Origin of the sequence: Pseudomonas sp. W2Aug9, assembly GCF_023127755.1 — a bacterium.
GTDB classification, from domain to species: domain Bacteria; phylum Pseudomonadota; class Gammaproteobacteria; order Pseudomonadales; family Pseudomonadaceae; genus Aquipseudomonas; species Aquipseudomonas synxantha_A.
In genome coordinates this window covers 10,191-23,338 of sequence record NZ_SPKL01000016.1, presented here as the reverse complement: position 1 = coordinate 23,338, position 13,148 = coordinate 10,191, and the positions used below count along the sequence as shown (strand labels likewise).

Sequence of the window (13,148 nt, the reverse complement as noted above, 5' to 3'; positions counted from 1 at the left end):
CCAGCGCCACCCGCTGGCCTCTTCGCGCGAGTGTCAAAGCTGCCGAAGCGCCGACGATGCCGCCGCCCAGGACGATGACGTCGATCATGGTTGCCCCTCCACGCCAAACGGCAGCGGCTTGATCGGCGCTTGGCCTCGCAGGCGTCCGACTTGTTCGATGCCACGCCCGCTGCGCTGGGCGACAATTTCCGCCGTCGCCAACCCGCACATCCGTCCCTGGCAGCGGCCCATGCCAATGCGGCAATGGGCTTTGACCCGATTTATTTCCCAGTGACCCTCATCCACTACTGCCCGCACTTCACCGACGCTGACCTCTTCGCAGCGGCACAGAATCAGTTCGTCGGGGGCTTGCACAGCCCATTGTTCGGGGAAAGGGAACGCGGTTTCCAGGCCCTGACGAAAGCCCTGGATCCTCGCCAACTGCTTCTGCAGCGTATCCTGGCGGTGCTGATCGACCGTAATGCCGGCATCCTCCAGCAGCGCCAACGCCGCACATTCGCCAGCCATCTGCGCCGCATCCGCGCCCATGATCCCTGCGCCATCGCCAGCCAGATACACCGCCTCGACGCTGCTGCGCCCAGCGCAGTCCCGCTGCGGCAACCAGGCGCGGTTGAGATTATTCCAGGCAAAGTCACAGCCGAGTAAATCCGCTAGTTGCGTTTCGCTGCGCAGGGCATGCGCGAAGGCCACCGCATCGCATTCCAGCGTCTGTTCGCCCCAGCGAATGCCGTGGACCCGTTGCTCTCCATCGATCTGCGACAGTGTTGCGCCCTGATGCACGGCAATGCCATGGGCCGTCAGCCAAGCACGGTAATACAAACCCTTTGCCAGGGTCGCCGGTTGCCTGAGCAGCGCCGGTAATGCGCGACATTGGGCACTGAACGGCGCACTGTCGAGCACGGCCAACACCTTGGCGCCCGCCTGGGCATATTGATAAGCGACGAGATAGAGCAGTGGTCCGGAACCACAAAACACTACGCGTTCGCCAATTGCGCAGCCCTGGTACTTCAAGGCGATTTGCGCCGCGCCCAGGCTGTAGACGCCCGGCAAGGTCCAGCCCGGCACCGGCAGGATGCGGTCGGTGGCGCCGGTGGCGACAATGATGCGCGAATACTCAACGCTGTCGATGCGACCGCTGGTGAGCAGGTCGAGACGGTTGTCCTCGGCGTTCCATACCAGGGTTTGCGGCCGGTAGTCGATCAACGGCGCAAGCTCGTCCATGATGCGATGCACGGTCTGCGCCTTGCTCGCTTCAAAGCCGTAGAGTTGTTTGGCCGAGCGCTGGAAGTTTGCCGGTTGGCGCCGATATATCTGCCCGCCGCCGCGCAGGTTCTCATCGATCAAGCAGGGTTTTATGCCGTGATCGAGCAGCGTACGTGCGGCAGCGATGCCCGCTGGGCCTGCGCCTACAATTGCCACGGGCTTCATGGCTGCCGTCCTGGATCGCGGCTGATCGCGTGACCTTCTTCGAGCAACGTCGAGCAGGCCCGTACGCGTCGCCCATCGGCAAGCCGCACCCAACAGTCCTGGCACGCACCCATCAGGCAAAAACCGGCGCGGCGTTCGGCGCTGAAATCGCTGCCGCGCAGATGGTCGGCGCAGGTCAGCATGGCAGTCAGCAAGGTATCGCCGAGCAGCCCGGTGGCCGGCTGCCCATCAAGGGTGAACGCCAGGGCTGGGCGCTGGGTTTCGGTCAGTCGCTTGAACAGCGCCATCAGTGTTTCCCCACCAGTACACGGTCCAGGCCGTAGACCCGATCGAGCAGAATCATGGTCGCTGCGGTGAGTGCGATCACCAGAGCCGATACCGCCGCCATCATTGGATCGATGGACTCAGTGGCATACACGTACATGCGCACCGGCAGGGTTTGTGTGGCAGGTGAACTGACGAAGATTGACAGGGTCACCTCATCGAAACTGTTGATGAACGCCAGCAACCAACCACCGGCCACCCCAGGCAAAATCATCGGCAAGGTGATTTGCCGGAACAACGTAAAGCGCCCGGCTCCGAGGGATTCGGCGGCCTGCTCGGCACTGCGATCAATCCCGATCGCTGCCGCCAGCACCAGGCGCAGTACATAGGGAGTGATGATCACCACGTGCGCCAGCATCAGCCAGGTAAAGCTGCCATTAACGCCCATCAACGCAAACAGGCGCAGCATCGCCACGCCCAGCACCAGGTGCGGGATGATGATCGGCGACAGAAACAGTGCACTGAAAAAGTTGCGCCCGGGGAACGTATAGCGACTGATCGCCAAAGCCGCCGGTACCGCGATCAAGGTCGCCAGGGACGCGGCGGTAAACGCCAGGATCAGGCTGTTATAGAAGGCCTGGGTGAAGTCGGCGCGTTCGAATACGGCGCGAAACCAGCGCAGGGAAAAGCCCGATGTGGGCAGGCTCAAGGTGTTTTCCGGGGTGAACGCCACCAGGCACACCACCACCAGCGGCGCCATCATGAACAGCACCACCAAACCATGGAAACCGAGGGCCAAAGGACCGTTTCTGGACATGCGCTTAAACCCCCAGGGACTTTTTATAGCGGCCTTCGACCATTCGGTTCCAGCTCAGCATGATCAGTAGATTGACCAACAGCAGCACCACCGCGATAGTCGCGCCCATGGGCCAGTTGAGTTCCGAGAGGTATTGGTCATACACCACAGTGGCGACCATTTTCAGACGTCGCCCGCCCAGCAGCCCTGGGATTGCGAATGAACTGGCGGCCAGGCCGAACACGATCAAGGTGCCGGACAGCACACCGGGCATCACTTGCGGCAACACGATCTTGCGCATCACCGTGGCCTGGCTTGCGCCCAGCGACAGCGCCGCTTGTTCCGCCGAGGGGTCGAGCTTTTGCAGGGAGGTCCATACCGGAATGATCATGAACGGCAGCATCACGTGCACCAGCGCGATGATCACGGCGAACGGCGTATACAGCAGCTTCACCGGGCGCCCGCCGATGGCCTGGATCACTTGGTTGACCAGGCCATCGGCGCCGAGCAGCAAGCTCCAGCCAAACGCGCGTACCACCACGGAAATCAGAAGCGGTGTGAGGATCAGGATCAGGAAGACCGACCGCCACGGCGTACCCATGCGGCTGAGGATGTACGCCTCCGGTACCCCGATCAGCACGCACAGCAACGTTACCAGCGCACTGATCCAGAAGGTGCGCCAGAAGATCTCGTAGAAATAGGCATCGCTCAACAATGCCAGGTAGTGGTCCAGGGTCCACTGATCGGCCTTTACACCCACCTGGTAATCGAACACGTTGAAGGACAGTACCAGCGTCAAGGCCAATGGCAAGATCAGTAACCCGCCAAACAGCACCAATGCCGGTAACGAGAGCAGGTAGCCGCGACTCATGGGTGCACCTCATCGGCCGCCAGTACCCGCAGCAAATCCGCTTGCCATTGCAGGCCCACTGCCGCGCCGTTGCAAAGCGGTGCGCTGCCATCGTTGCCGCGCACCACGGTAATTTCGCCAAGGGGGGTATGGATGCGATACAGCCATTGGCTGCCGAAAAAGTAGCGGTCGAGCACCTGGCCTTGCACGCGGCCTGAACCTGCTTGTACCAATTGGATCTTTTCCGGACGCAGGCTCAGGGTCAGTTGGCCAGCGCCGCCCTGGTGACGCACTTGGGGGACACCGAGCGCGTCGTAGTCGCCGGCCAGCAGGTTGGCCTTGCCGACAAAGTCAGAGATGAAGCGCGTGCGCGGATGTTCATAGAGTTTGTACGGCGCGTCGATCTGGGTCACGCGCCCGGCCTGCATCACGACCACGCGATCGCTGATGGAGAGCGCTTCGCCCTGGTCATGGGTGACCATTAAGGTGGTGATGCCCACCGCACATTGAATGCGGCGGATCTCGAACTGCATCTCTTCACGCAGGTTGGCGTCAAGGTTGGACAACGGTTCATCCAACAGCAGAACCGGTGGCTCGATCACCAATGCACGGGCCAGCGCGACGCGTTGGCGTTGGCCGCCGGAGAGTTCCCGAGGGTAGCGTTCGGCATGGGGGGCCAGACGCACCAGTTCGAGTACGGTCTTGACAAGGCTTGCGATCTCGGCGGCCGGTACCTTGCGCATCTTCAAGCCGAAGGCGACGTTGTCGCGCACGCTCATATGGGGAAACAGCGCATAACTTTGGAACACCACGCCCAGGCCACGACTGGCAGGCTTGGCGCGGGTGATGTCGCGACCATCGAGCAGGATCTGGCCGCTGCTCACCTCGACAAAGCCGGCGATCATTTGCAGGGTGGTGGTCTTGCCGCAGCCCGAAGGACCAAGCAGGGAAACGAATTCACCTTTTTCCACCGCGAGGTCGGTGGCAACTACTGCATCAACGGCGCCGTAGCGTTTACTCAAGGCGTTGAGTTGGAGAAATGCCATGTCTGCGTTCCACCTTTTATTCCGCCGCGCCGAAGCGCGTTTTTTTGTTTTGGGCAGATGCGAAAAGAGTGTTGCCGGTGCGTTGACGCTCGATCTTGAGTCGGCTGCCAGTTGTTGTTCGTTTCGCCCCTGTGGACGCAGATTAGAGCGAAGACTAGGATGGGCGGAAGATGGAATTTCATTCAGCGGACTACTATTTTAAGATTTATTCACTGAGCAGAATTTATGTTGATATCGAGTGATACAGATTCCATTCATCGGAATAGTAGCGGCAAGGAAGTCGGTGCTGGTGGCGTATCCCGCGTGTTTGCCTTACTACGCGCTCTGGGTGAAGTGCCCGAGGGAGGTGAACGTGTCACCCAGCTCGCCCACCGAGTTGGCCTCTCCCAGCCCACCACTCACCGCTTGCTACGCAGCCTGATGGATGAAGGCATGGTCGAGCAGGATGCGCGCAGTAAACGCTATCGCCTGAGCCTGGAGTTCTTTGCGTTGGCGGCCAATGCCGGCAAGACTGGCAACCTGCGCGATCTGGTGCGCCCAAGCCTGTTGCGCCTGAGTGCATCGTTGGGAGATTCGCTGTTCCTGCTGGCTCGCAGCGGCTTCGACGCCATTTGCCTGGACCGCAGCGAAGGCCCGTACCCGATTCGTACCTTCACCGGTGATATCGGCGGGCGCGTAGCCCTGGGGGTAGGGCAGGGCAGCTTGGCAATTCTGGCCTTTCTGCCGCAGGAAGAGCGCGAGACGGTCATCCGCTACAACCTGCCACGGCTCAAGGATTTTCATTTGTATGACGAAGTGCTGCTGCGCTCCGAAGTTGAGAACGTTCGCAATTTGGGCTACGCGGCACGCAACACCGGGGTGCTGGAAGGTATGGCGGGGTTGGCAGTGCCGATCCTCAACCGCGAGGGGCATGCGGTCGCAGCGTTGAGTGTGGCGACCATCAGTGACCGCCTGGGGCCAAGCCGATTGCCGATGGTGGTGGAGTTGCTCAAGCGCGAAGCTGCAGCAATCGGGCCACGCATCAACCCGTTCGACCCTACGTTGCGCAGGCCGTCGCAGACGTTTGGTGGATGAATGATCTTTGCTAAAACGCATTAGCATTGGATCCACTTACGGTATAACCCTGCGACGCTTTCGTTATTCGAGGTCCCATTTTTCATGCTGACCCCTTTGCAACGCCCGCTGTGGCAGATCTATCTGATCTTTCTGGCACCGATGGTGCTGTCCAATTTTCTGCAAAGCTTTTCCGGCACCCTCAACGGTATCTATGTCGGGCAAATGCTCGGCACCCAGGCTTTGGCGGCGGTGTCGGGGATGTTCCCCATCGTGTTTTTCTTTATCGCCCTGGTGATCGGCCTGGGGGCGGGCGCCTCAGTGTTGATCGGCCAGGCGTGGGGTGCCCAGGAGACGGGGCTGGTCAAGGTGATTACCGGCGCCACCCTGACGTTGGGCGCCCTGGTGGGCCTGATTGCCGCGGTGCTGGGCAGCCTGTTTGCGCGCCCGGCCTTGCAGGCATTGGGTACGCCGCTGGATGTGCTCGACGATGCGGTGGGCTATGCCCAGATGATGATGTTGATCATGCCGCTGTTGCTGGTGTTCATCCTCTATACCCAATTGCTGCGTGGGGTGAGCGATACGATTTCGCCGTTGCTGGCGTTAATGGTTTCGACCCTGGTGGGCTTGCTGCTGACGCCAGCGCTGATTCGCGGCTGGATCGGCCTGCCGCCCCTTGGCATCCAGAGTGCGGTTTACGCAGGTTTGGTGGCTAACGCCTTGGCGATGCTGTTCCTGGTCCTGCGCCTGCGGCATAAAAACCATGTGATGGCACCGGATCGCGAGCTGCTCGCGGCTTTACGCCTGGACCGCGTCATCCTCGGTAAAGTGCTGCGCATCGGCCTGCCGACAGGCTTGCAGATGGTGGTGTTGTCGTTGTCGGAATTGGTCATCCTGGCCCTGGTCAATAGCCACGGCTCCCAGGCCACGGCGGCTTATGGCGCGGTGACGCAGATCGTCAACTACGTCCAGTTCCCGGCGCTGTCGATTGCCATCACCGCCTCGATCCTCGGTGCCCAGGCGATCGGCGCCGGGCGCCTGGAGCGCATCGGTTCGATCCTGCGCACGGGGTTGGTGATCAACCTGTGCCTGACCGGGGGCCTGATTGTGCTCGGTTATGGGTTGTCGCACTGGTTGCTGGGGCTGTTCATCACTGACGACAGCGCCCGGATCAGAGCCGAACACCTGCTGCACATCATGCTCTGGAGCATCCTGGTGTTCGGCTTCCAGGCGGTGATCGGCGGCATCATGCGCGCCAGCGGCGTGGTGCTGATGCCGGTGGCAATCTCGATTTTCTGCGTGCTTTGCGTGGAGCTGCCGATGGCTTATCTGTTCAACGCACACTTCGGGCTGGAGGGGGTGTGGATGGCGTTCCCGGTGACCTACCTGGCAATGCTGGTATTGCAGACCGCGTATTACCGGCTGGTATGGCGGCATAAGCAGATCAAGCGGTTGGTTTGAGGCTGAGCCCGCGCAGTAACACCTCCAGGCCCTGCAAGCCTTCCTCCAGCCGCGCGCTCGGGTGTGCATCTCGGGCGATCCACAACGCCGTGTTGACCAGGCTGCCGTTGATCAACTGCGCCAGTGCCTGGCTGGGTGCCGGCTCCACCCATCCGGCTTGCATCAGGGCCTCCAAGAGTTGGCGCAACGACTCAACGCAGTGGTGTTGTGAGCCGGTATCCCCCAGCACCGCTGGCGCATCCTGCAACACAATGCGCTGGATTTCCGGATCCTGGGCCATGCGCAGATAAGCTCGGCAGCGTTCGCAAAACCCGCTCCAGGGCTCTATGGCCTGCGCGCTGATGCGTTGCAAGTGCTCGTCCATCTCGCTGTCGAGCTGGGCGACTACGGCTGCCAGCAAGCCTTTTTTGTCACCAAAGTGATGGTACAACGCACCGCGCGTCAGCCCGGCTTGAGCGGTAAAGTCATCCATCGAGGTATGGGCATAGCCTTGGGTGGCGAATGCCCGGCGCGCACTTGCGATCAGGCGGGCGCGAGTCTCTTCGATCATTTCGGCACGGGCTCGGCTCATGGAAGTCTCATCGGTTGGTGATTGACATACGGTGCGTATGCGAAGCATGATCCATCACATACGCACCGTATGTATTCTGCCCGGATCGCTTCAGATAGCAAGGCCGCGGCTTGAGCAAGAGGTTACGCAGGATGGCAAACCCTTACGCCGAATTATTCCAGGTCCCAGGCGCCCGAGCCTTTGTGCTCGCAGGCATGTTGGCGCGCATGCCAATCTCGATGACCGGTATCGGCCTGATCACCATGCTCGCCCAAGTCCATGGCGGTTATGGGCTGGCGGGGTCGGTGGCGGCGGTGTTTGCCCTGGCCACGGCGTTTTGTGCGCCGCAAGTGTCGCGTTGGGTGGACCGCTACGGGCAGGGCAAGGTCCTGCCGATAGCCGCACTGATCGGCGGCGGGGCGCTATTGATGTTGTTGCTGTGTACGCGTTTGCAGGCACCAAGCTGGACGCTGTTCCTGTTTGCTGCGCTGGCCGGCTGCATGCCCAATATGTCCGCCATGGTGCGTGCGCGCTGGACCGAGTTGTACCGCGGCCAGCCCAGGCTGCAAACCGCGTTTGCTCTGGAGTCGGTGCTGGATGAGGTGTGCTTTATTATCGGCCCACCCATTTCTGTGGGCCTGAGCGTAGTGCTGTTCCCCGAAGCCGGCCCTTTGGTGGCGGCATTGTTACTAGCGGTGGGCGTCACCACCTTTGTAATGCAGCGGCAAACCGAGCCACCCATACACGAGCACCACGGCGCGCATGGCCGCTGGCTGATCGCTTCCCCTGCGGTTTTGATTCTGATGACCTTGCTGCTGGCCATGGGCGTGATCGTCGGCGTGGTGGACGTGGTCAGTGTGGCGTTCGCCCAGCATCAGGGCCAGCCGGCGGCGGCGAGTATTGTGCTGTCGGTGTACGCCATCGGTTCGTGCCTGGCCGGGCTGGCTTTCGGTGCCCTCAAGCTCAAGGCGCCGTTGCCGCGTCAGTTCCTGTTCTGCGGTGTGGCCACGGCGTTGACTACCTTGCCCTTGTTGCTGGTGAGCAACATCCCCGGCCTGGCCGTCGCCATATTTATCTCCGGCCTGTTCTTTGCGCCCACCTTGATCGTGTCGATGGCCATGGTCGAGCAGATCGTTGCGCCCAGCCGTCTTACCGAAGGCATGACCTGGTTGATCACCGGGCTGAGCATCGGCGTTGCTATCGGCGCCGCCAGCTCTGGTTGGATGATCGATCATTTCGGCGCTGCCAGTGGGTTCCGGGTGGCGTTGGCGGCGGGGGCGGTGGTGTTGTTGGCCGCATGGTTGGGGTATCGGCGGTTGGGCTGAGTGCCGGCTTGTTCACACTTGATAGCGACCGCTGTGTCGATGCCACTCGTAATTGCCGCCCAGCCAGGCTTTTACCCCGCCGAGGAAGCGCTTGAGCGTGGGGGAGGCCTGTTTGAGCAGCCTTCTTTCCTTGGCTTCATATCTACGTATAAGCGTGTTGTGAAGATCGGCTGTCAACCACAAGGCTTGCTGTAATGAACAACCTTGTTCGTTTGCCAGCAGCAATGGCAGGTTGAAATCACCGATGCCAGGCTCTTGCTCTTTGGATGCGGAATACAAGTCATTGACGAGCATGGTCAAACTTGCAGCTAGGGCGATCACTTCGCGTACAGGCGCAGAAAAATAAGTATCGGCACCCAGTTCATAGCCGCCGACAATATCAATGAGGGCCATGCAAGGTAAAAAGCTGTTGATTTGACGATGTGCCAAATATTCCCAGACTTGAGGCAGGCTGTGTTCGATGCGCCATGAAGCTTCCGCATTCATGGTCACGAACATCGCAATGGTCTCCGACTGAACGCGAGCTTTCTGCGAGGGTGTCGCATAGCGATCCAGGTGGTTCATATATCCCCGCAATCCACGTAAAACCGGATCATCGTTGAGCGCACGTTTGAGCGCGAGGTCGTGGGATGGAATCAGATATGCCCTGTCCAGGGCGGCCAGGGCCAGTGACAAGCGTGCGCCCAGGAGCTTGGGGTTGGCGCCACTTCGCTCATCATCACAATAGTGATCGTCTACCGCGAACAGCGCCGCCATGCATTTTGCAGACAGTAGCAAGCGTTGAACGTCGTCGGTGTCGGCGTGACACAGCATTACGAAACGCCCGAAGTTCGAGGCCCTTACGTGATCCAACTGCCCCTCGAAAATACCGATTCGATTGATCCACGCCATTAACAGCGCATTGATACGGTTGCCGAGCGCTTCGTCCAGTCGTATCGGTAATGGACATTCAAGCGCAGGTATTTCCAGGCCGGTTGAGTTTTTTTGTGGGGGAGGCGGCGGGCTGATGTCGTTCATAGCAAGACTCCGGGTGTCTATGCCATTGGACGTTACTGCGGACCAAGGATCAGGAAGGGCGTTGATTTCAATTTAGAAGTCCGGGTGGAAAAACACAATGGACCCTTTAGTTCTGATTGGAGTCAACGACCTCTAATGCCCGAATAAGACCATTTGGGATGACTCGCGTCGTCACTTCGCCACACGCATCGAACGAGCCCTGTGGCGATGTTGCCTGACTGGCCAATTCAAACCGCCGCTAGACCGTCGTCGTGCTGTTGCAGAAACTCATTCAGCGCTTGGCGCGTAAGGTCGTTCAACGTCACCTTTTTACGCATTGCGGCCAGAGCGGCTGCCAGATGCAGTTCATGCCCAACGCGTACGTTGAACGAGCCCTTGCATGGCTTCTCAGGTGATTGCCCCAGGGTCTGGCAGGTAGCCAGATAATCGTCCACGGCTTCGCGAAAGGCTGCGTCCAGTTCTGCGACGGTTTTGCCTTCGTAGCTCACTAATGCCTTGATGAATAAAATCTTGCCGAACAGGCAGTTGTCTTCGAGGCTGGCCTCGATAGAGCCGATGTAGCCTTTATGTTTGAGCTGGTTGTTCACTGAATCAGTTCTCCTGATTTCAATTGTTCGATGATCTGGCGCCGAATGTAATGTTTCAGTTCGTTGCCCGGGTGAGGCTTGTGCAACGTGATCATTGCACTGGGGTCGCCGATATCGAACTTGACGCGGCTTCCAGCCCCTTCAATCAGTGTGTATCCGAGTCGGCGTAACAGCGTGACGAGCTCGGGCCAGGTAAATGCCATGTGCTCATTGAGCAATTTGGCGAGCAGCTTTTCATTTTTGGACACGGCGTTCCTTGCGTGTAACTAAATGTAGTTGCAAAAAGTGGTGTTCGTCAATGCTAGCTCGGGGGCGTGTGCCTTTCCCGGAATTGATGTAACCCTTGATGACAGCTCGCTCGATGCCACCCATCCCCCCGCTAATTTTTCCCTTCCCGGTTCGTTTTATAGGGACGACGTGCCTTTGTGCTTCCCGCCTATTGCCCCGGATTCGAAGAAATGAATGCTGAAGACTCCTTGAAACTTGCTCGCCGGTTTATCGGGCTGCCCCTGGAAAAACGCCGACTGTTCCTGCAAGCCTTGCAGAAAGAGGGCGTGGATTTTTCCAGGTTTCCGATACCGGCAGGGGTGGAGGTTGAGGATCGCCAGGCGCTTTCCTACGCGCAGCAGCGCATGTGGTTTCTCTGGCAATTGGACCCGGCCAGTGGCGCCTACAATTTGCCTGGCGCGGTGCGCTTGACCGGCGCGCTGAGCCTGCCTGCGATGGAGCAGGCGTTCGCCAGCCTGGTGGCGCGTCACGAAACCCTGCGCACCGTGTTCCAGCGACAGGCCGACGAGCGCTTGGCGCAGGTGGCGGTAGAACCGGCGGTGAATGTCGAGCAGTTGGACGTCAGCGCCTTGCCAGCCGCCGAGCGCGAGCAGGCCGTCAGCGACGCCGCTACCCGCCAGTCCCTGTTGCCGTTCGACCTGGAGCACGGCCCGCTGCTGCGTGTGCAACTGCTCAAACTCGCCGATCAAGAGCACGTGCTGCTGCTGACCCTGCATCACATCGTCTCTGATGGTTGGTCGATGAACGTACTGATCGACGAGTTCATTCGTTGCTATGACGCCCATGAGCGCAACGAAGAACCGCAATTGCCGGCGCTGCCGATCCAGTACAGCGACTATGCCCTGTGGCAACGGCGCTGGCTGGAAGCGGGGGAGCAGGCGCGCCAGTTGGAATACTGGCAGGCGCGCCTGGGCGACGAGCATCCGGTACTGGAACTGCCCACCGACCACCCACGCCCGGCGATGCCCAGCCATCAAGGCACGCGGTATAACTTCGCGATTGATCCGGCATTGGCGGTACAACTGCGCAGTTGCGCGCAAAAACACAACGTCACTTTGTTCATGCTGCTGCTGGGCGCGTTCAATGTGCTGCTGCATCGCTATACGGGCCAGGGTGATATCCGCGTCGGCGTGCCGATTGCCAATCGCAACCGCACTGAAGTCGAAGGGCTGATCGGTTTCTTCGTCAATACCCAGGTGTTGCGCACCGAACTGAGCGGGCAAACCCGCGTGACCGAGCTGTTGCAAGGCATCAAGGAACACGCCCTGGGTGCCCAGGCCCATCAGGAATTGCCCTTCGAGCGCCTGGTAGAAGCGCTGAAAATCGAGCGCAACCTGAGTCACACGCCGCTGTTCCAGGTGATGTACAACCACCAGCCGGTCGTCGCCGACATCGCTTCGGTCAGTACCGCGTCCGGCCTGGAGCTGGCCCTGGTGGAGTGGCAAGGCCGCACCACGCAGTTCGACCTGACCCTGGACACCTATGAAAAATCCGGCACCCTGCACGCCGCGCTGACCTACGCCAATGACCTGTTTGACGCGCCGACCATCGACCGCATGGCCCAACACTGGATCAGCCTGTTGCAGGCGATGGTGTTGGATGGCAAACAGCGTATCGGCGAATTGTCGATGCTTGATGCCCAAGAACAGCACCGGCTGGTTCACACCTGGAACCAGACTGCCGAGCCATACCCAACCGAACGCGCAATTCATCACCTGATCGAAGACCAGGTTCAGCGCACCCCGGATGCACCGGCACTGGTATTCGGTACAACCACCTTGACCTACGCCCAGCTCGACAGCCGGGCCAACCAGCTGGCCCACGCCTTGTGCGAGCAGGGCGTAGGCCCCGACGTGCTGGTGGGGATCTGTGTCGAGCGTTCCGTCGAAATGGTCATCGGCCTGCTGGCGATTCTCAAGGCCGGTGGCGCCTACGTGCCCCTCGACCCCGAGTATCCCCAGGAACGCCTGGCCTACATGATCGAAGACAGCGGCATTCGGTTGCTGCTCAGCCAGCAAAGCCTGCTGGCCGCGCTGCCGGCTGCCGGAATCCAGGTGATCGCTCTGGATCAGCCGGCGCTGTGGCTCGACGGCTACGGCCACACAGCGCCCGCCGTCGCTATTGATGCACTCAATCTCGCCTATGTGATCTACACCTCCGGCTCCACCGGCAAGCCCAAGGGCGCCGGCAACAGCCATCGAGCGCTGGTCAACCGCTTGAGCTGGATGCAGCAGGCGTACGGTCTGGATGCCGCGGATGCGGTGTTGCAGAAAACCCCGTTCAGCTTCGACGTGTCGGTGTGGGAATTCTTCTGGCCGCTGATGACCGGTGCGCGCCTGGTGGTTGCGGCGCCTGGGGAGCACCGTGAACCGGCGCGCCTGATCGAAACCATCGGCCGGCACGCCATCACCACGTTGCACTTCGTGCCGTCGATGCTGCAGGCGTTTATCCACGAGCCGGGCGTGCAGGCGTGCACCCGCCTC

General features: G+C 60.4%; 14 protein-coding genes. 4 read left to right on the top strand and 10 right to left on the bottom strand.

Annotated elements, in window-relative coordinates; genetic code table 11:
- From E3O56_RS12920 to E3O56_RS12895, 6 genes are all read right to left on the bottom strand, one after another.
- Positions 1-88, bottom strand: an 88-nt coding sequence (locus E3O56_RS12920; RefSeq protein ID WP_248128400.1) for an FAD-dependent oxidoreductase, incomplete at its 3' end; no start/stop codon positions are given.
- Positions 85-1,428 carry an NAD(P)/FAD-dependent oxidoreductase gene (locus E3O56_RS12915; RefSeq protein WP_223018660.1) on the bottom strand — a complete coding sequence of 448 codons (1,344 nt, stop codon included), beginning with the start codon at positions 1,426-1,428 and terminating at the stop codon, positions 85-87. The genes E3O56_RS12920 and E3O56_RS12915, both read right to left, overlap by 4 nt.
- Positions 1,425-1,715: a (2Fe-2S)-binding protein gene (locus E3O56_RS12910; RefSeq protein ID WP_005787618.1), complete on the bottom strand. Its 291-nt coding sequence runs from the start codon at positions 1,713-1,715 to the stop codon at positions 1,425-1,427. The genes E3O56_RS12915 and E3O56_RS12910 overlap by 4 nt, the downstream gene beginning before the upstream one ends.
- Positions 1,715-2,509, bottom strand: a complete 795-nt coding sequence (locus tag E3O56_RS12905; protein ID WP_248128377.1) for an ABC transporter permease — start codon at positions 2,507-2,509, stop codon at positions 1,715-1,717. The genes E3O56_RS12910 and E3O56_RS12905 overlap by 1 nt, the downstream gene beginning before the upstream one ends.
- 4 nt (positions 2,510-2,513) lie before the next feature.
- Positions 2,514-3,359: an ABC transporter permease gene (locus tag E3O56_RS12900; RefSeq protein ID WP_103735385.1), complete on the bottom strand. Its 846-nt coding sequence runs from the start codon at positions 3,357-3,359 to the stop codon at positions 2,514-2,516.
- On the bottom strand, positions 3,356-4,384 hold the full coding sequence (locus E3O56_RS12895) for an ABC transporter ATP-binding protein (RefSeq protein WP_032876332.1): 1,029 nt from the start codon (positions 4,382-4,384) through the stop codon (positions 3,356-3,358). Before E3O56_RS12895 ends, E3O56_RS12900 begins: the two co-directional genes overlap by 4 nt.
- 225 nt (positions 4,385-4,609) lie before the next feature.
- Between E3O56_RS12895 and E3O56_RS12890 the strand changes: the two genes are divergently transcribed.
- Both E3O56_RS12890 and E3O56_RS12885 read left to right on the top strand, forming a co-directional pair.
- Positions 4,610-5,458, top strand: coding sequence for an IclR family transcriptional regulator (locus tag E3O56_RS12890; protein WP_103735386.1), 849 nt, complete (start codon positions 4,610-4,612; stop codon positions 5,456-5,458).
- Positions 5,459-5,542: 84 nt separating this feature from the next.
- Complete coding sequence (locus E3O56_RS12885; RefSeq protein WP_248128376.1) at positions 5,543-6,898, top strand: MATE family efflux transporter; 1,356 nt, start codon at positions 5,543-5,545, stop codon at positions 6,896-6,898.
- Here the strand turns inward: E3O56_RS12885 and E3O56_RS12880 are convergent.
- Positions 6,882-7,469 (bottom strand): TetR/AcrR family transcriptional regulator, encoded by a 588-nt coding sequence (locus tag E3O56_RS12880; protein ID WP_032876325.1) that lies wholly within the window; start codon positions 7,467-7,469, stop codon positions 6,882-6,884. The genes E3O56_RS12885 and E3O56_RS12880 overlap by 17 nt on opposite strands.
- Positions 7,470-7,600: 131 nt before the next feature.
- On the opposite strand from E3O56_RS12880, the gene E3O56_RS12875 reads away from it, so the two are divergent.
- A complete protein-coding gene (locus E3O56_RS12875) occupies positions 7,601-8,773 on the top strand; it encodes an MFS transporter (RefSeq protein ID WP_032876322.1) in 1,173 nt (390 codons plus the stop codon).
- Positions 8,774-8,785: 12 nt separating this feature from the next.
- Here the strand turns inward: E3O56_RS12875 and E3O56_RS12870 are convergent, their stop codons facing one another.
- The 3 genes from E3O56_RS12870 to E3O56_RS12860 form a co-directional block, all read right to left on the bottom strand.
- Complete coding sequence (locus E3O56_RS12870) at positions 8,786-9,790, bottom strand: family 2 encapsulin nanocompartment cargo protein terpene cyclase (RefSeq protein WP_248128375.1); 1,005 nt, start codon at positions 9,788-9,790, stop codon at positions 8,786-8,788.
- 227 nt (positions 9,791-10,017) lie between these two features.
- On the bottom strand, positions 10,018-10,377 hold the full coding sequence (locus tag E3O56_RS12865; protein ID WP_103735389.1) for a type II toxin-antitoxin system HicB family antitoxin: 360 nt from the start codon (positions 10,375-10,377) through the stop codon (positions 10,018-10,020).
- Positions 10,374-10,625: a type II toxin-antitoxin system HicA family toxin gene (locus tag E3O56_RS12860; RefSeq protein WP_032876316.1), complete on the bottom strand. Its 252-nt coding sequence runs from the start codon at positions 10,623-10,625 to the stop codon at positions 10,374-10,376. Before E3O56_RS12860 ends, E3O56_RS12865 begins: the two co-directional genes overlap by 4 nt.
- A gap of 210 nt (positions 10,626-10,835) precedes the next feature.
- Here E3O56_RS12860 and E3O56_RS12855 point away from each other — a divergent pair.
- Positions 10,836-13,148 (top strand): condensation domain-containing protein (locus tag E3O56_RS12855; protein WP_248128374.1); only part of this gene is annotated, 2,313 nt, incomplete at its 3' end.